Annotated in this window: 14 protein-coding genes; all 14 read right to left on the bottom strand. The window is 60.6% G+C overall.

Annotation, left to right across the window (positions count from 1 at the left end; all coding sequences use genetic code 11):
• Positions 1-3: 3 nt before the first annotated feature.
• The 14 genes from C4N23_RS05945 to C4N23_RS05880 all read right to left on the bottom strand — a co-directional run bounded on the left by C4N23_RS05945 (position 4) and on the right by C4N23_RS05880 (position 18,222).
• Entirely contained in the window at positions 4-2,643 is a 2,640-nt protein-coding gene (locus C4N23_RS05945; protein WP_112144744.1) for an ATP-dependent helicase, read from the bottom strand.
• 157 nt (positions 2,644-2,800) lie between these two features.
• A complete protein-coding gene (locus C4N23_RS05940) occupies positions 2,801-4,009 on the bottom strand; it encodes a sodium ion-translocating decarboxylase subunit beta (protein ID WP_112144742.1) in 1,209 nt (402 codons plus the stop codon).
• 15 nt (positions 4,010-4,024) lie between these two features.
• Positions 4,025-4,381, bottom strand: a complete 357-nt coding sequence (locus tag C4N23_RS05935) for an OadG family transporter subunit (RefSeq protein ID WP_112144740.1) — start codon at positions 4,379-4,381, stop codon at positions 4,025-4,027.
• Between the two features lie 169 nt (positions 4,382-4,550).
• Positions 4,551-5,576: a rod shape-determining protein gene (gene mreB / locus C4N23_RS05930; RefSeq protein WP_055191277.1), complete on the bottom strand. Its 1,026-nt coding sequence runs from the start codon at positions 5,574-5,576 to the stop codon at positions 4,551-4,553.
• 97 nt (positions 5,577-5,673) lie between these two features.
• On the bottom strand, positions 5,674-7,899 hold the full coding sequence (recD2, locus tag C4N23_RS05925; RefSeq protein ID WP_112144738.1) for an SF1B family DNA helicase RecD2: 2,226 nt from the start codon (positions 7,897-7,899) through the stop codon (positions 5,674-5,676).
• A 96-nt stretch (positions 7,900-7,995) separates the two neighbouring features.
• Positions 7,996-9,351, bottom strand: a complete 1,356-nt coding sequence (locus C4N23_RS05920; RefSeq protein ID WP_112144735.1) for an MATE family efflux transporter — start codon at positions 9,349-9,351, stop codon at positions 7,996-7,998.
• A gap of 201 nt (positions 9,352-9,552) precedes the next feature.
• Positions 9,553-10,434: a D-alanyl-D-alanine carboxypeptidase family protein gene (locus C4N23_RS05915; RefSeq protein ID WP_112144733.1), complete on the bottom strand. Its 882-nt coding sequence runs from the start codon at positions 10,432-10,434 to the stop codon at positions 9,553-9,555.
• A gap of 138 nt (positions 10,435-10,572) precedes the next feature.
• On the bottom strand, positions 10,573-11,496 hold the full coding sequence (locus tag C4N23_RS05910) for a helix-turn-helix domain-containing protein (protein WP_242983735.1): 924 nt from the start codon (positions 11,494-11,496) through the stop codon (positions 10,573-10,575).
• Positions 11,493-12,275 (bottom strand): amino acid ABC transporter ATP-binding protein, encoded by a 783-nt coding sequence (locus C4N23_RS05905; protein ID WP_112144728.1) that lies wholly within the window; start codon positions 12,273-12,275, stop codon positions 11,493-11,495. The genes C4N23_RS05910 and C4N23_RS05905 overlap by 4 nt, the downstream gene beginning before the upstream one ends.
• A gap of 14 nt (positions 12,276-12,289) precedes the next feature.
• Positions 12,290-12,937: an amino acid ABC transporter permease gene (locus tag C4N23_RS05900; protein ID WP_417949420.1), complete on the bottom strand. Its 648-nt coding sequence runs from the start codon at positions 12,935-12,937 to the stop codon at positions 12,290-12,292.
• 169 nt (positions 12,938-13,106) lie between these two features.
• On the bottom strand, positions 13,107-13,946 hold the full coding sequence (locus tag C4N23_RS05895) for a transporter substrate-binding domain-containing protein (RefSeq protein WP_112144779.1): 840 nt from the start codon (positions 13,944-13,946) through the stop codon (positions 13,107-13,109).
• Between the two features lie 350 nt (positions 13,947-14,296).
• Entirely contained in the window at positions 14,297-15,328 is a 1,032-nt protein-coding gene (locus tag C4N23_RS05890) for a hypothetical protein (protein ID WP_112144722.1), read from the bottom strand.
• 441 nt (positions 15,329-15,769) lie between these two features.
• A complete protein-coding gene (gene cls, locus C4N23_RS05885) occupies positions 15,770-17,299 on the bottom strand; it encodes a cardiolipin synthase (RefSeq protein ID WP_112144720.1) in 1,530 nt (509 codons plus the stop codon).
• A gap of 83 nt (positions 17,300-17,382) precedes the next feature.
• Positions 17,383-18,222 carry a DegV family protein gene (locus tag C4N23_RS05880; protein ID WP_112144718.1) on the bottom strand — a complete coding sequence of 280 codons (840 nt, stop codon included), beginning with the start codon at positions 18,220-18,222 and terminating at the stop codon, positions 17,383-17,385.
• Positions 18,223-18,341 lie beyond the last annotated feature (119 nt).

The raw sequence follows: 18,341 nt of genomic DNA, 5'->3' as shown, positions 1-18,341 counted from the left end.
CTGTCATTCCTCCGTGATCTTTACAAGCGGCGCAAAATTTGCCATGGTCTTTTTCACGCCGACCTTTTCAAAGTTGATCTCTACGATCTGGTCGCCCGCTGCGGGCTTGACCTTGAGCACCTTGCCGCGGCCGAAGACCTTGTGCTCCACGATATCCCCCGGCTCGTAGTGCTTGGGGGTGTTGGCAGCGGGTTTCTGGGCCGCCGGTGTTCCTGTAAAATTGATGGGCTTTGCAGAATTTCTGCTCGTACCTGCGCTGGAATATCCAGCGCCGAAGCTGCCGGTGCTGCGGGGGGCCGAGCTGCCGAAGCCGGAGGAAGAGCTTCCCCGCCCGGCGTACTCGGAGCCGAAGCCCCGGCTGCCGCCGTTGTACTCGGAATTCAGGTAGCCGGAGCTGTAACCCGAACCGTAGCCGCCGGTCCTGCTGCGTCCCCAGCCGGAAGCGCCGGAGTAGCCCGACGCGCCGCCCGGCACCGTGTCGCTGTAGGAAGAACCCCAGCCGCCCATCTGAGAGCGGCGCTCCAAGGCGGGGCTGCGGGTCTCCTCCATGTACTCCGGCTCGATCTCCCGCAGAAAGCGGCTGGGCTCGTTGCGCTGGGTGCGGCCGTAGAGCATCCGGGTCACACTGTCGGAGATGTAAAGCTCCTGCTTGGCGCGGGTGATGCCGACGTAGGCAAGGCGGCGCTCCTCTTCGAGGTCGGCCTCGGAATACTTGCTCATCTCACTGGGGAAGACCCCCTCCTCCATGCCGATGAGGAAGACGTAGGGGAACTCCAAGCCTTTGGCGGAGTGGATGGTCATCAGCACCACCCGATCGGCGCTCTCGTTGTAGCTGTCGATGTCGCTGATGAGAGCGATATCTTCCAGATAGCCTTCCAGCGTGGCGTCCTCGCCGTGCTGGTCGCAGTAATTTTTCACGTTGTTGACCAACTGGCCGAGGTTCTGCATCCGGTCGGCGGCGTCCTCGTGGCCCTTGGCCACTTCCTGCTCCAGCATCGCTTTGTAGCCGGTCAGCTCAATGACGTCGGACGCGAACTCGTCCAGCGTCCTTGTCTCCAGCGATTCCTGTAATCTCTCGTAGATCTGCCAGAATTTCAGCAGTGGCATCATGGAGCGGGACAGCCGCGCGTATTGGTCGGCGTGGCTGATGATCTCCAGCATGCTGGTGTTCTCCTGCGCGGCCAAGTCGGCGATGACCTCGATGGTCGTATTGCCGATCTTCCGGGCGGGCTCGTTGATGATCCGGCGCAGCCGTACATCGTCGCGAGGGTTCGCCACGATGGACATGTAGGAGTGGATATCCTTGACCTCTTTGCGGTCATTGAAGCGCTGGCCGCCCACGATCTTGTGGGGAATGCCCGCGCGGGTGAAATAGCTTTCGATGGGGGCCGACTGGGCGTTCATCCGGTAGAGCACGGCGTGGTCAGCCAGATGTCCGCCTGCTTTCAGGTGCTGGCCGATGACGTCCGCGATGTGCATGGCCTCGTCCTGCTCGTTCTCGGCGGTGTAGACATGGACCTTATCGCCCTCGCCGTTTTTGGTCCAGAGGGTCTTGCCCTTGCGCTCGGTGTTGTGCTGGATGACACAGTTGGCGGCGTTCAGGATGTTGGAAGTGGAGCGATAATTCTGTTCCAGCCGGATGGTCTTGGTGCCCGGATAGATCCGCTCAAAGTTGAGGATATTCTCGATGGTCGCGCCGCGGAATCGGTAGATGCTCTGGTCATCGTCGCCAACCACACAAATATTCTTTTCCGGCCCGGTGAGCAGACTGACCAGCCGGAACTGGGCCACGCTGGTGTCCTGATACTCGTCCACAAGGAGGTAGCGGTACTTATTCTGGTAGAACTCCCGCACCTCGTCGTGCTCGGCCAGCAGCTGCACGGTGTGGTAAATGAGGTCGTCGAAGTCAAAGGCTCCGGCATCCTTCAGCTTTTTCTCGTAGGCAGCGTAAACCTTGGCCGCGATGGCACCTTTCGTATCCCGTGCCGGGGTGCGCAGGGCCTCTTCGGGGCTGACGAGCTGATCCTTCCAGCGGCTCATCTGGTTGATGGCGCTCTTCACCGGGAAGAATTTATCGTCGATGCTCAGCTCTTTATAGACCGTTTTCATCACACGCTGGGCGTCGTCAGTGTCGTAGATGGTGAAGCTGCGGGGGTAGCCGATCTGTTCAGCCCAGCGGCGCAGGATCCGCACGCACGCCGAGTGGAAGGTGGAGGCGAACACCTCGTCCCCCTCTTCGCCGCCCAGCATATTCCGCAGACGCTCCTTCAGCTCCCCGGCCGCCTTGTTTGTGAAGGTGATGGCCATCACGTTCCAGCTCCGGACGGCGTCCTTGCGGAGCATCCCGTCCAGCCAAGCCGGGGCATCGGTGCCGGTCATGATGGCCATCCGCAGGGCCTTGACGTCATCTTCGGTCACCTCGCGGGGGGTCCAGCCCGAGCCGTGGGCCGAACCGAACCGGATGAGGTTCGCGATGCGGTTGACCAGAACCGTGGTCTTTCCGCTTCCGGCACCGGCCAAGATCAGCAGCGGGCCGTTGGTCGTAAACACCGCCTTGCGCTGCATCTCGTTTAGGCGGCCAAACTGTTTTTCAATGTAGGTATCGCGCAGGGCACAAAATTCCTGCTTGAGATCTGTTGCCATTGTTTCACCTGTTCTTTTGCTAATTTCGCATGAATCACTAAGGTATAGTATATCACATTTGCGGCTCATTGCACAGGGTTTCCAGTATAAAAAACCGCCCGTCCGCGGCAGTTGCCAGCAGACAGGCGGTTTAAGATTTTTTATTGGAGGACCACGCTTAGCCGAAGATGTTGATCAGGATACCAGCAGCAACGGCGGAGCCGATAACGCCAGCGACGTTGGGGCCCATGGCGTGCATCAGCAGGAAGTTGGAGGGGTTCTCGCTCTGGCCCACCTTCTGAGAAACACGGGCAGCCATAGGAACGGCGGAAACACCGGCGGAACCGATCAGCGGGTTGACCTGACCACCGGTCAGGGCATACATGACCTTGCCGCACAGCACACCGGCTGCGGTGCCGAAGGAGAATGCGATCAGGCCCAGCACGATGATGAACAGGGTGCGGGTGTTCAGGAAGGTGTTGGCAGAAGTGGTGCAGCCAACGGACAGGGCAAGGAAGATGGTGATGATGTTCATCAGCTCATTGCCAGCGGTCTTCTGGATACGATCCACAACACCGGATTCCTTCATCAGGTTGCCCAGCATCAGCATACCGACCAGAACGGCGGCATCCGGGACGATCAGGGAGACGATGATGGTGACCATGATGGGGAAGATGATCCTCTCGGTCTTGGTCACGGCACGCAGCTGCTTCATGACGACGGTGCGCTCTTTCTTGGTGGTCAGCGCCTTCATGATGGGCGGCTGGATGACAGGCACCAGCGCCATGTAGCTGTAGGCCGCCACGGCGATACTGCCCAGCAGCTCAGGAGCCAGACGGGAGGTAACGAAGATGGCGGTCGGGCCGTCGGCACCGCCGATGATGGCGATGGCAGCGGACTGCTTCTGGGTGAAGTCCACCAGACCGGTAGCGGCCAGCAGACGGGCGCCCATGTAAGTACCGAAGATGCCGAACTGAGCAGCAGCGCCCAGCAGCAGACTCTTGGGGTTGGAGATCAGGGGGGCGAAGTCGGTCATGGTGCCGATGCCGAGGAAGATCAGCGGCGGGTAGATGCCCAGCTTGACGCCCATGTAGAGCATATCGGCCAGACCGCCGTTGTTCAGGATCTCGACCCACATCGGGTGTTCCAGACCATCGCCGACGAAGTACTGCATGTGGATGATACCGCTGCCGGGCAGGTTGGCAAGGATCATGCCGAATGCCATGGGCAGCAGGATCAGGGGCTCATATTCTTTCACAATGGCCAGATACAGCAAGAAGCAGCCGACGCAGATCATGATTGCGTACAGCCAGCCGCCCGGCTCGCCGAACCGTGCGAAGCCGGAGCTTTGGAAAATACCGACCAGAGTATTGATAAACTGTGTCATGTTCTTCCTCCTGTGTTAAAAAGGTGCGGTGGTGTCATTGACACCGGCCTTGCTCCAGCCATTGCGGCTGCGGCGCACGGCCTTGAGGGTGTACTTGCCATTGCCCATGGCGTGAATGGCTGCCATGATCGCGGCAACCACATCACCGGGGATACCCTCCTCCACCACAGGAGCGGGTGCTGCCTGCTGCACGGGGGCTGCAGGCTTTGCCTCAGGGGCCTTTGGCACAGCCGCCTTTGCTGCAGCCTTCTTCACGTTCATGCCGTCGAAAATCTTGCCCTCCAGCGTGACGATCGCCATCAGCAGGACAAGGATCGCAAACACCAGAACGATACCGGTTATCGTGATAACCACATCCGAACCCAAATTCATGGTCTTCCTCCTAGTCATTTATTGTTTCGCAGCCGGGGCACGACCCCCACCCGCAAAAAACCGATTTGAAATTATTATACAATATTTTCCGGCCCGATTCAACAACTATGAACAAAAATCGTCACAATTTTTTCCAAATCGTGAAGAGCCGCTTCCCTGTTCCGGCCCCTCAGCGGCGGCCGATGCGGGGGGTAGCGTCGGTGAAGCCGGTCTCCAGCTTATCCCGCACACCAAGGCTCATGGCCGTGCCCAGCGCCACGCAGTTGACGGGGTCGGGCGAGACTTCGACGTTGACCTTCAGCTCTTGGCTCAGATACTCCGGCAGACCGTGGAGCTGTGCGCCGCCGCCGGTCAGCACCACGCCGTTGCGGAAGATATCGCCCGCCAGCTCCGGCGGGGTCTTTTCCAGCACCTGATGGGCGGCGGTGCCGATCTGCTCGCTCAGCATCATGACCGGCTCGTACAGATCGCTGGTGGAGACGTTCACCCGGATGGGCAGACCGGTCAGCAGACTGCGGCCCTTGATCTCCATCGTCTCGTTGAAATCCGCTTTCTGGGGGCAGCACGCCACGTTCTTTTTCAGCTGCTCGGCGGTGCGCTGGCCGATGGCAATGCTGAATTTATTGCGCACATGCTTCAAAATTTCATCGTCGTAGTGGTTGCCCGCCACCCGGACGCTGGTGGCCTTGACCTTGCCGCCAAGGCTCAGCACGGCGATATCGGTGGTGCCGCCGCCGATGTCGATGATCATCCGGCCATCGGGCTGGGTGATGTCGATGCCGGAGCCGAGGGCCGCAGCGATGGGCTCGTCGATCAGGTAGACCTGCCGGGCACCGGCGGCCATGACGGCCTCCACCACGGCGTCGCTCTCGATGCCGGTGATGGCGGCGGGCACGCAGACCGCCACGCGGGGCTTGACCATGTGGGAGCTGTACACCTGATTGACGAAGCGGCAGATCAGCTCGCGGGTCATGGTGTGGTCGCTGATGACGCCGTCCTTCAGCGGGAAGATGGCGGAAATATAGTTGGGGGTGCGGCCCACCATGGCCAGCGCCTTGTCGCCCACCTCCAGCACCGAGTTCTTGCGGGTATCCACCGCCACCACGCTGGGCTGGTTGAGCACGACGCCCGTACCCTCCTGCGCGATGATGATGGTCGTGGTACCGAGGTCGATACCGATATCATTCTGTGCCATAATGCGTTGTTCCTTTCTCTGCTTCCCCTAGTTCGTTTTGTATGGGCAACGCCCGCTGCGGGGCGTGATCTCAAATCATCTTATTATAACACACCGGTCACACTTTTTCCACTGCAACTTGCTCCGGCGGAATGGCTTGCTGCAGCAGCGCGCACAGCCCGCTGTACCGCAGATTCTGGCGCACATTGCCCATCATCCGGTTCACGACGTCCCGCCGCCCGGTGACGATGCACAATTTGCGTGCGCGGGTGACGCCGGTGTAGAACAGGTTCCGGTAGCACAGCCGGGGCGGCACCTGCGCCACCGGCAGCACCACCGCCGGGAACTCGCTGCCCTGACTTTTGTGCACCGTGATGGCGTAGGCGATCTCCAGTTCGTTTAGGTTCTCGGCCGGGTAAAGCAGCCGCCGGTCATCCATCCGCACCACCATCGACCGTTCCCGCGTGTTGATGGACTCCACGATGCCGATGTCGCCGTTGTAAGCGCCCACGCCCTGTTCCCCGCCGATACGCTGCCAGACGATCTCATAATTGTTGCGCACCTGCATCACTTTATCCCCCACCCGGAAGATGCGGGCCGCGCTTTGCAATTGAGGTCTGCCCTTCTGTTCCGGGTTGAGCAGGTTCTGCAATTCCACATTCAGCGCCTGTGTGCCGGTGGGGCCGAGCTTGGTCGGGCAGAGCACTTGGATGTCCTTGATGGGGTCGAAGCCGTAGCTGCGGGGCAGCCGGGTGGTGACAAGGTCGCAGACCAGTTTCTGCGCCGCCTCGCCGTCCGACTCCAAGAAGAAGAAGTCGTCGGTCTTGCCGCCCTTCTGAAGCGGCTCGCTGGAAATGATGTGGTGAGCGTTCTCCACGATGAGGCTCCGCTTGGCCTGACGGAAGATCTCGTTCAGGCAGACGGTGGGCACCAGCTTGGAGCGGATGACCTCCCCCAGAATGTTTCCGGGGCCGACGCTGGGCAGCTGGTCGGCGTCGCCCACCATGATGATGCGGCAGCTATACCGCAGCGCCGCGATGAGGGCCTGAAACAGCTTGACGTCCACCATGCTCATCTCGTCGAGGATGACCACATCGCACTTGAGCAGGTTCTTGTCGTTGTGGATGAAGCTGACCACGCCGCCGGTGTAGTCCACTTCCAGCAGCCGGTGGATGGTGGAGGCCTTCCGGCCCGTCAGCTCGCTCAGCCGCTTGGCCGCGCGGCCCGTGGGGGCACAGAGGGCCACCCGCTCCGCCTGATGCTCCAGCAGCTGCAAGATGGCGTTGACGGTGGTGGTCTTGCCGGTGCCGGGGCCGCCGGTCAGTACAAGGCAGTTCTCGGTCATGGCCTTGCGGATGGCTTCTTTTTGGAGCGGCGCATAGGCGAAGCCCTGCGTCAGCTCCAAGACCTGAATGTTCCGGTCAAGGTCGCAGACGGGGTTCTTGCCCCGCCGGGTCAGCAGAGCCAGCCGGTCGGCAATATCCTGTTCCGCCGCCAGCAGGTCTGGCAGATAAACATACGGTGTGCCGTCAAACATCCGAACGCAGAGTTCCTCGGTCTCAAGGCAGCGGTCCAGCGCGGCCGCCAGCTTTTCCGGCGGCTGGTGGATGAAATTGGACGCCGTGTCCAGCAATTGTGCGCGGGGCAGACAGGTGTGGCCGTTGCCCGCGTTATGGCGCAGGGTGCGCAGCAGGGCCGCTTCCAGCCGCTGTGCACAGTCCCCTTCCATATGGTAATACTGGGCGATGCTGTCGGCGTGGCGGAAGTCGAGCTGCAATGGCTCGCCGCAGAGCAGGTAGGGGTTCGAGGAAATGGCGTTCATGGCGCCGGGGCCGAAGACCCGGAAAACTTCCATGGCGCGGCGGGGGCTGATCTCGAACTGGGCGAGGTAGGCGATGAGTTCCCGCATCCCGAACATCCGCTTGAACTCCTGCTGGATGCGGTCGGCCTTGTCCGCCGAGATGCCGGGGATGGTGACCAGCTGGGCCGGGTCGTTCGCAATAATTTCCAGCGCCTGTGCGCCGAATTTGTCGATGATCTTGTTGGCTGTCCGGGCTCCGATGTAGGGCAGCGACCCGCTGGCAAGGAAGGCGTAGACGGCCTCCAAATCCTTGGGCATGTCGGTCTCGCACTCCTGCGCGTGGAATTGGCGGCCATAGGCAGCGTGGTTCTCGTACTTGCCGCGGCAGACGACGCTCTCGCCCGCGTGCAGCTCCCCCACCACGCCGCAGACCACCGTGAGCACCCCGCCGCCGGAGATCTCAAAGACGGTGTAGCCCGTGTCCGTATTCTCGTAGATGATGTCCTCGACCGTGCCCTCGATCTGTTCCAGTTCCTGTTCCATCGGCTCCACCGCCCTTTCTGTGACATAAGTGATTTTAGTATAATATAAAAGGAAGCGTTTTGCAACGCATCGTGTGCAAAACGCTTCCTTTTATATTTATAGGTTTGCGTGGGGCGTCAGCTTCTCCTTTTGCAGCCGCCGATAGACCACGATGTAGGCGGGGATGAGGAAGAAACAGGCGAAGAACCACGCCACCGGGTTCGCGATGCAGGCGGCAAAATACCCCCACAGCGGCACGAACAGGAAGCCCACCAGCGCGCGGGCCACCATCTCGGCCACACCGGCGAACATGGCAAGGCTGGAATAGCCCAGACCCTGAATGGTGTACCGGTAGATGATGAGGACCGCCAGCGGGATATAGAAGACGCTGTTCCAGAAGATGAAGCTCTGGGCGTTGGCCATGATCTCGGTCTGGTCGCCCTCAAGGAAGAGGCCGATCAGGGGCTTATCCAGCACCCGCAGGATCAGGAAGGAGGCCACGCTGTAGACACAGCCGATGCCCAGCGCCGTGTTGACACCCTTGTTCACGCGGCCAAGGTCGTGGGCGCCCATGTTCTGACTGGCGTAGGTGGTCATGGCCGTGCCGATGCTCTCCAGCGGGACGGACAGGAAGGAGGCCGCCTTGCCGCCGGCAGTCTGGGCCGCCACGATGTCGCTGCCCAAGCCGTTGACCGCGCCTTGCAAAAGCACACTGCCGATGGCGGTGATGCTGCACTGCAAGCCCATGGGGATGCCCATATTGCAGAGCTTGGCACAGTGCCTCTTGCTCAGCTTGCCCTCTTCCTTCGACCAGCGCAGCTCACCGTAATGCTTGAGGATGTAGAACAGACTGCCAATGCCCGCCACGGCCTGACTGAAGACCGTCGCGAAGGCCGCACCGAAGGCCCCCATCTTGAACACGATGATGCACAGCAGATCCAGCCCGATGTTCAAAACGCTTGCCACCAGCAGGAAATACAGCGGGCGCTTGCTGTCGCCGAGGGCACGCATCAAGGCGCTGGTCATGTTGTACAGCAGGGTGAACGGGATGCCCACAAAGATGGTGCGGATGTAAATATCCGCCAGATCAATGATGTTATCCGGCGTGTTGGTCCACACAAGGATGGAGCGGGTCATGACCACCGTGGCCACGGTGAGCACGGCGGCGAAGAACACCGACAGCCAGACCGCGTTGGCGGTATAGCGGTGCATCTCGCGGTAGTCCTTCGCGCCGAAGGCCCACGAGATCGGGATGGAAAAGCCGCACGCGATGCCGTTGACGAAGCCCAGCACCAGATAGTTCAAGCCGCCCACGCTGCCGACCGCCGCCAGCGCTTCCACGCCGACGAACCGGCCCACGATGATGGTATCGGCCAGATTGTAGAACTGCTGAAACAGGCTGCCCAGCATCAGCGGGACCGCAAAGGCGAGGATCAGCTTCAGCGGGCTGCCCTGTGTCATATCTTTTGTCATGTCAGCGCCCTCCTTTGGGGATCATCAAAAGGCAGAAAAAACGATTTTTCACCGACAAAAACGTCCTGCCGGAAAAGGGGCAGGACGTTGTGGGATTCACGAATGTGATTATAACAGATTGCAGGTTTTTTTCAAGCGTCTTCTTTTGATAAGCTTCACTAAAAAATTGATGCAAAAATTAGTGATTCTGCGCATGACCGTTCACCGGGCCAGTTGACGGCAGACATTCACGGCGTCATCGACGTGGTAAGGCTCGGTGTTGTGGTTTCCCTGCGCCCCCGCCGTGACCATGAGATAGGTCTTCCCTTTCACTTCCGCCGCGCTGGCAAGGCAGAGCCCGGCGGCGCTGGTATAGCCCGTTTTGCCGCCCAGAAATTTTCCCCGGCGCAGCTCCGTGCCGTCCAGTTCGCTCCAAAACGTGCTCTCCATCGTAAAGCCGTCCGGGTGCAGATTCGTGGGCGGCACGGTGTAGCGGGCTGTTGCGAAGATCCTACGGAACATCTCATTCTGCATCGCCGCCCGCAGCAGAACAGCCATGTCCCGCGCGGTGGAAACATGCTCCGGGTCGTGCAGACCGGTGGGGTTGCAGAAGTGGGTGGATGCCATCCCCAGCGCTGCGGCCTTTTGGTTCATCAACTCTACAAAGGCTTCCTCCGAGCCGCTCACTTCTCGCGCCAGCGCCTCGCAGCACTCCGCGCCGGAGGGCAGGAGCACACCGTATAACAGGTCCCGCACCGTGGCCGTCTCACCGGGCAGAAAGCCCGCCATTGACGCGCCCTCGGCCCGCAATTCCGGGAAGATGTCCTCTGGCAGCGTTGCCGGCGTATCCAAGTCGGGGTTTGCTTCGAGGACGAGCAGTGCCGTCATCACCTTAGTCATGGACGCCGGATAGATGGACGCATCCGCGTTTTTTGCGGCCAGCACTTCCCCGCTGTCCGCGTCCATCAGAACCGCTTCAGGGCTGATGAGTCCTTCCAGACTGACCCGCCGGGGCCAGAACAGCAGCAGCGCCAGCAAAATCAGCAGAAAAATCAGCCACCGCCGCCGCGTGCGGCGCTTTTGCGCAGAACGTCTCCGTTTCATAGAACACACATCCTTTCGCTCTATAAAACGATGCAAAACGTCCTTTTACTGCATGGAGCACAAAAATCCGCGGTTCCCCGCACGCCCCCTTCTTGGCCGAAGCGCCAATTTTGCCGATGCGGCCAGCAAGGCAGAGGATCATAGACGGGCATGAAATTCATACTTTTTTGCCGGAACAATGATGGACAGAACCATGCTTCCAAGATATAGCGCCCAAATCACCCAGCCGAGCTCCACGCCGACCCGTTTTCCGATCCATGTTCCGACCGCAAACAGCGGCGGCATGGCCAGTGCGGTGACGACCGTCCAGATCCGTGCCCACCGCAAAATAATCGGCCAGTTATGATTGTTGAAATAGACTCCCGGAATATTCATCCGGAACGCACCCTGCGCAATGTAATTGATGCGGTTTTCATCATAGTAGCTTGGAAGAACTTCCTCTGTAAAAAAATAGTATGCTCCGAAAAAGAACCCGAAAAAGCAGCTGACCCACAACAGCGTTCCCATTTTTTCAGACACCCATCCCAGATTCCAGACAGCCAGCGCTTCCACCGCGCCCAGCACGTTGCAGACCAGATACACCGGCAGGTATTTTTTCACTCGTCCACGCCGGACTTCCACCGGCTCCTTGGGGATGGTCAGCGCCTTTTTGACCAGCGCTTCCACCTCATTGGCTGGGAGCTGCTGCTCCTCCAGCCGCCGACCTTCCAACAACTCCGTCACCGAAATTCCCAGCAGTTCGGCCAGCGGCAGGAGCAGGGAGACGTCCGGCACGCTCAGCCCCCGCTCCCACTTACTGACGGCCTTATCTGAAACGTACAGCCGCTCCGCAAGGTCCTTCTGCGTCCAGCCCTTTTCCCGCCGCAGCTGCGCCAGAAACGCCCCGAACGCCTGCTTGTTTAGTTCGAAGTTCTGCTCCATCGTGTCGTCCTCCCCTGTCCGGTTTTGTTGGTACCAGTGTAGCAAAACCGCGCCCAAACCGCAACCGACCAGTAGTAGAATCCACGAAAAGACGCAAAACGCCCCCGGAAAGGCAAGCTCTCCGGGGGCAGATGTGGTCATTCAGAATAGTGGGCGAGGAACTGCTTTGTGCGCTCCTCTTTGGGGTGGTCCATGAGCTCTTTGGCAGGGCCCTCTTCCACCACCACGCCGCCATCCATGAAGAGGATGCGGTCCGCCACATCGCGGGCGAAGTGCATCTCGTGGGTGACGATGATCATGGTGGTCTTGCGGTCGGCAAGGTCCCGCAGGACGCGCAGGACTTCACCGGTCAGCTCCGGGTCAAGGGCCGAGGTCGGTTCGTCGAAGCAGAGGATGTCCGGGTGGAGAGCCAGCGCGCGGGCAATGGCCACCCGCTGCTGCTGGCCGCCGGAGAGCTGGTGCGGGTAGTGGTTCGCCCGCTCGGACAGGCCCATCTGGCCCAGCAGCTCCTTTGCCTGCTGCTCCAGCTCGGCGTGGATGGCCTTTTTGTTGACCTTGTAGTCCGGGCGCTCCTTCGCCAGCAGCTCCCCCGCCAGCATCACGTTCTGCAGGGCGGTGTACTGCGGGAAGAGGTTGAAGTTCTGGAACACCAAGCCGAAGTGGAGCCGCTTTTTTCGGATCTCGCTCTCCTTCTGGGTGGCGGGGTCGGCGGCGTCCCACATGGTCTCGCCGTTCACCTTGATGACGCCGGTATCCGGGCGCTCCAAGAAGTTCAGGCAGCGCAGCAGCGTCGTTTTACCGGAACCCGACGAGCCGATGATGGCCAGCGCCTCGCCTTTTTCCAAGGTCAGAGAGATGTCCTTCAGGACATGGGTCTCCTCAAAATTTTTCCCGATGCCGGAGGCTTCGAGCAATGCCATAATATCGTTCCTCCTTAGCAGCGGAAATAATCGAGCTTTTTCTCAAGCCAGTTGAACAGGATGGTCAGCACGCCCACGAACACGAGGAAGAAGATGGCCGTGGAGAACAGCGGCCAGATCAGGCCCTTGGCGCTGTACTCCTTCGCCATCATGATGATCTCCTTGTTGGCGATGGTGTTGGCCAGCGAAGTATCCTTGACGAGGGTGATGATTTCGTTGCCCATGGGGGGCAGGATGCGCTTGATCACTTGTAATAAGGTCACCTTGAAGAAGATCTGGGGCTTGGTCATGCCCAGCACCTGCCCGGCCTCGGTCTGGCCCTTGGGCACAGCCTCGATGCCGCCGCGGTAGATCTCCGAGAAGTAGCACGCATAGTTGATGACAAAGGCCACCACCGCTGCCACCATCCGCCCGCCGGAGCCGGTAGGCCACGGGTTCGTCATGCCCAGCAGACCGGGGCCGAGGTAGATGACGATGATCTGCAGCATCAGCGGGGTGCCGCGGATGATCCAGACGAAGGTCTTGACCACAGCCGACAGGGGCTTGCAGCGGCTCATGGAGCCAAAGGCCACCACGAGGCCCAGCGGCAGCGCGAACAGCAGCGTCAGCGCAAAAAGCTCACAGTTGAGCAGGAACGCGCCGGAAAGGCGCTCAAGAATCACAGACACAAAAAACACACCTATCCATCAGTTTTTTCGACGGCAAAACTCCCCCAGTCTGCTTCGCGGCCAGCCCCCTCTCAGAGAAAGCCTCCCCCGGCCGGGGGAGGTGGCACGATTGGCCAGAAGGGGGCAGTGGCATCGCGCAGCGATGACGGAAGGATTTTTTTACTTAGTCGGCCAGCGTCAGCTCGTACTTTTCAGCCAGAGCGCCGAGGGTGCCGTCGGCTTTCAGTTCATCGAAGGCCTCGTTGACGGCCTCGGCGGCGTCGCTGCCCTTGCGGAAGGCCACGCCGTATTCCTCGGCGTTCAGCTCGTCCACGATCTTCAGGCCGGCATAGTCGGTGCCCTCGCCGATCATGGCGTTGGCCAGCGTCATATCCAGAACCGCAGCGTCGGCGGTACCGGCGGCAACCTCCATCAGGCAGTCGGTCTGGACGTTCTTGGCGATATAATCGGCCTGTGCCAGATTCTCGTCGCTCTCGATGGCGGCCTCACCGGCGGAACCGGCCTCGGCGACCACGGTCTTGCCCACAAGGTCGGCGGTAGAAGAATACTCCGTGCCGTCCTTCACGATCACGACCTGCGCGTTCTTGGCGTAGGGCTTGGTGGTGGCGGCGTTCGCCTTGATGTCATCGGTCAGGGTCAGGCCGTTCCAGATGCAGTCGATGCTCTTGGCGTCCAGCTCCACGACCTTGGTATCCCAGTTGATCTCCACGAACTCCGGTTCAACGCCCAGCTTCTCGCAGACGGCGGTAGCCAGCTCAGTATCGAAACCGGTGAAGGTGCCGTTGTCGTCGGTATAGTTCATCGGCTCATACACGGTGTAGCCGATGACCATCTTGCCGTTGCCCTTGATGTAATCGAGGTCGCTATCTGCCGAAGCGGAAGCAGCGGACCCCGCCGCAGATGCGGAAGCCGAAGCTGCCGTGGAAGTGGAAGCGGCACCGCCGCAGGCTGCAAGGCCCAGTGCCAGCGCACCGGCCACCATCATCGAAAGAATGCGTTTCATCCTCATCCCAGAAGCCCTCCTCAACGAGCTTATTTTATTGCTTTATCATGCTAAAGAGCTAAATCGTGACTATAGAATAGCGCGTTTTGCCGCGTTTGGCAAGAGGAAAACGGGATTTTTCGCAGAATGCCGGAAGACGTCTGCCTTTCGGCGCTCTTTCTGGGCGTTTTGCGCAAAAAAGCTGTTGCGGAACTCCCTCCGTCATCGCTGACGCGATGCCACCTCCCTCAATGAGGGAGGCTTTCACAGCTCACCGTTACGCCAAGGCTCCCTCCGAGAGGGAGCTGGCACGGCGAAGCCGTGACTGAGGGAGTTTTGCAACAGCCCGATTTTCTTTTGCTCGTCTTGGCTCAGTTGACCGCCGCCATAGCGTCCAGAGCGGCTTTCTGCAGGTCCTCAATCGAGATCGTGCAGAGGGCCATCAGGTCGGCATCCGAGCCGTCGGAGGGGATGTCGGCCACCTCGGCGCGGGTCTTGCCCTTGAGGTAGCTGCAGAAGCCCTCGCTGTGCTCATACCACTCCTTGTCGATGGAAGAGGCCCCCCGCATCCCGTAGCGGTCGCCCTGTTCAAGCTTGGTCTCCACCATGTCCGGGGCCTTGATGCCGCCGTCGGACATCACGGTGAGGGCCGGTTCGGCCATGTCGGCCACGGCGCTGGTCACGCGGCCGTCGGCGTCCAGCGTCACGGCCACCATGCTCACGTCGATCCCCGCATTCACGTCCTTGTCATCGGTGGCGGTCACATCCGAAGTCGCATTCACGGCCTCAATGCCCAGCGAGACCCGGTCTCCCTTGGCCGCGCCCAGCACCTTGGCGCTGCTGCACGCTTTCGAGATGGCGTCCCGGTAGTGGTCCACTGCGATGGTGCACTCGGACAGCAGGTCCGGGTCCGTCCCCTTGCCGTCGTTGTCCAGTTTCAGCATGGACACCTCTTCAGGCGTTTTGCCGATGAGGTAATCCGCAAAGGCATCGGCCTGTTCTGCCCAGCCCTTTTTCAGGGAGGACGCCGCCGCCAGCGGGTAGTCGTCCCCTTTCTGGCGCTTGGTGCGGTAATCCTTGGGTAGGTTTACAGCGCCGTCGCCACCCGCAGAAAAGGTAGTTTCCAGCTCATCCAGCTTCACGCCGGAAATTTTCCCGTCGCCATCCAGCAGCACCGCCGCCGCCACCAACTCGATGCTCCCGGTGCGGTCCTCTTCCGATGCCTCGGTGATGACGCCGAGGCCGGTCTTCCACGCCGCCGTTGTCTGGGAAGCCGAGCTGCTCCCGCTGGCCGCCCCGCTCATGCTGCCGGAACCCGACGACCCTGCATTGTTTTTCCCGCAGGAAGTCAACAGCAGCGCCGCCGCCAGCGCACAGCCCCAAAGAACCCTTGGTTTTCTCATAGATACGCTTCCTTTCCGGATAGGTTTAGGAATAGTATATCCGGTAAGGATTTTCTTATTCGTCAGCGGGGCTTGCCCTCGCCTTATCGAACGCAGTCATAAACAAAGGCCCTGCTGCCGCAAGGGAGCCGAAGGCGTTACGCTCAGACTTCACGCCTTTGCCAATGGCTCCCACTTTGGGGGAGCTGGCGCGAAGCGCCTGAGAGGGCGAGGATGCTGGCGGGGAGACTTTGCCCCGGTTTAGAGGGCGCTTACGATGGGGCAGACTTCCGAAAGGCTTGATCTAAACTGACGCGGTGCGTTCTTGTCAGCGTCCTTGCCCTCTCCGTCATCGCTTCGCGATGCCACCTCTCCCAAAGTGAGAGGCCTTGGCAGTCCGCAAGGTTTGCAATTCAGCACTTTACGCCCTGCTGCCACAAAAAGCGCCGTCAGATGTTGGTATCACATCAGCGGGCTGAGCAGCCGCAGCACACTATCCAACAGGGTGCCGACGAGGGAGGTGCGGCAGTCGGAGAGGCTCACTTCGCGGCACCGGGGGAGCGTGGCCAGCACATCGTCCCGCAGGGCGATGACCTGACTGTTGTTGTAGAGCAGCGCCCCACACTCGAAGTGCAGAAACAGGCTGCGGTAGTCCATGTTGATGCTGCCCACCACCGCCAGATGGTCATCGCTGACGTAGCACTTCGAATGGAGGAAGCCGGGGGTAAACTCATAAATGCGCACCCCCGCCCGGAGCAGCGGCACATAGTAGGACCGGCTCAGCCGGAACACCAGCTTTTTGTCCGGGATGCCGGGCAGCACCAGCCGGACATCTACCCCGCGCTTGGCCGCATTTTTCAGCGCATCGAGCATTTCTTCGCCCACCGCAAGGTAAGGCGTATAGATGTAGATATACTGCTGCGCTTGGTTCAGGATGTTCAGGTAGACCGTCTCCGCCAGCGGCTCTTCGTCCAGCGGGCTGTCCGAGTAAGGCTGCACGATGCCGTCCGAGGTTTCGGGCAGCTTCGTGGGCGCAAAGGGAGCGTAATCCGTTTCTTGCGGGCGGAAGGCATTCCAGCTGTTGAGGAACATGACCGTAAAGTTCCAGACCGCCGCCCCTTCCAGCCGGATGGCGGCGTCCTTCCAGTAGCCGAACCGGCGCTCGGCGTTGATATATTCATCGGCAAGGTTGACGCCGCCCGTGTAGGCAATGTTGCCGTCGATGACCGCGATCTTCCGGTGGTCGCGGTGGTTCATGACCAGCGACACCAGCGGCACCACCGGGTTGAAGGGGATGCAGCGGATGCGGCTGCGCTCCATCCGAACAATGAAATCCGTCGGCAGCCCCAGCAGACTTCCGAAATCATCGTAGATGAGCCGGACGTCCACCCCCGCGGCGGCTTTCCGCTTGAGGATGGTCTCCACGCCGTCCCACATGATGCCAGTCTTAACGATGAAAAATTCCAGAAAGATGAACTTTTCCGCCCTTTCGAGGTCGGCCAGCAGTTTGGGGTACATGGCCTCGCCGCTGGGGAAATATTCCGCGTCCGTGTGCTTCCACGCCGGGTAGGGGCCGTATTTTTCCACGTAGCGGCTCAGGTTTTTGGCCGACCGTTCCAGCGTGTCGGTCTGGTCCTCCTGCGGGGCAAGGTCGGCGGTGTGAGCCCGTTCCACCTTCTGCATCCGGGTGCGCAGCCCCTTGGCCGGGGCCTTATTGCCAAAGGCGAGGTAAAGCGCGCCGCCCAGCAGCGGCAGCAGCCCGATCAAAACGATCCAGCCGATCTTGTAAGCGCTGTTTTCGTCCTTCCGGACAAGGTACAGCACGATGCAGATGCTCAGCGCCTTCAGCAGACCGTTCAGCCAGACCCGGCCCGTGGTGAAAGCCCAGAACGCCCACAGCAGCCACGCCGCCTGCAAAAGCACCAGTGCAATGGTGACGGTGGCCCGATTGATGATCCGGCTGAAAAATTTAACGAATGGCAGTCTGAACACGCTGCACCCCTCCCCCGCCGCCCCGCGGCTCTTATGATGGAGATAGTATAGCGCAGCTTGGCTCGGTTTGCAAGGCGGCTTTCTTACGCCTCTGCGTCCTCATACCCAACCAGCAGCCCGCCCAGCTCAGCGTAGTAGCTGCACAGGCCGCCGCAGGGGTTCACAACGACCTGTGCGCCCTCGAAGACCGCCTCGATCATATGCTTGAGGCGCTCAGCGGCGGCGGGGTTGCTGCAGTGGGAGACGATCACCCGGCCGCCGGCATAGCCGTGCTCCTTGAGTTCCAGCACGATGCGTTCCAGTGCGCCGTGCTCCCCCCGCGTTTTGCAAATAACGTCCAGCTCTCCCGCCGCGCTGGCCTGACCAATGACCCGGATGCCCAGCACCCGCGCCACAGCGGCGACGGCGGGCTTCACCCGGCCATTGCGGGCCAGATTCGCCAGCGATTCCAGCGAGAAGAGCAGATGCGTGTGCTCGTGGTAGCGGAGCATCTCCGCACAGATGGCGTCGAAGTCCTTCCCAGCCGCCAGCTCATCCCGCAGGTGCTCAGCCAGAAGCTGCTGCTCCGGGCCGGTGGACAGGCTGTCCAGCACGAAGACCCGCTTGCCGGGGTGCTCCTGCTGGTATTCTTCCGCCGCCAACTGGGCCGCATTGTAGCAGCCGGACAGGGTGCCCGTGATGGTGATGGCATACACCTCGTCGGCTCCCTCGAAAGCCTCCAGCCAGTCGCTGACGTTCGGGCAGGAGGTGGAGGTCTTTCCTTTGTAAGTGCGCAGGGCCGTTGCCATGCCCACAGCGTCCAGCGTGCCGTCGTCGCGGTACTCCTCATGGTCGGTGATGATCTTCAGCGGGACACAGGCGAAGTCCACGCCCTCCAGCGCATACAGGTTTGCGGCGGAGTCCACAACGATCTTGGTCTTCATAAGCGATCTCTCCCTTTCAGCGGCCGGATGCGCCGCCACGTCTTCATGGTTGTCGGAGACATGATATCAGTTTTTCAAAAACCTGTCAACTGTTTTCGCGAATTCTTTCAAAAGATTTC

Source organism: Faecalibacterium hattorii (assembly GCF_003287455.1).
GTDB lineage: Bacteria > Bacillota > Clostridia > Oscillospirales > Ruminococcaceae > Faecalibacterium > Faecalibacterium hattorii.
The sequence above is the reverse complement of the archived record's forward strand: the minus strand, read 5'-3'. Positions and strand labels throughout refer to the sequence as shown.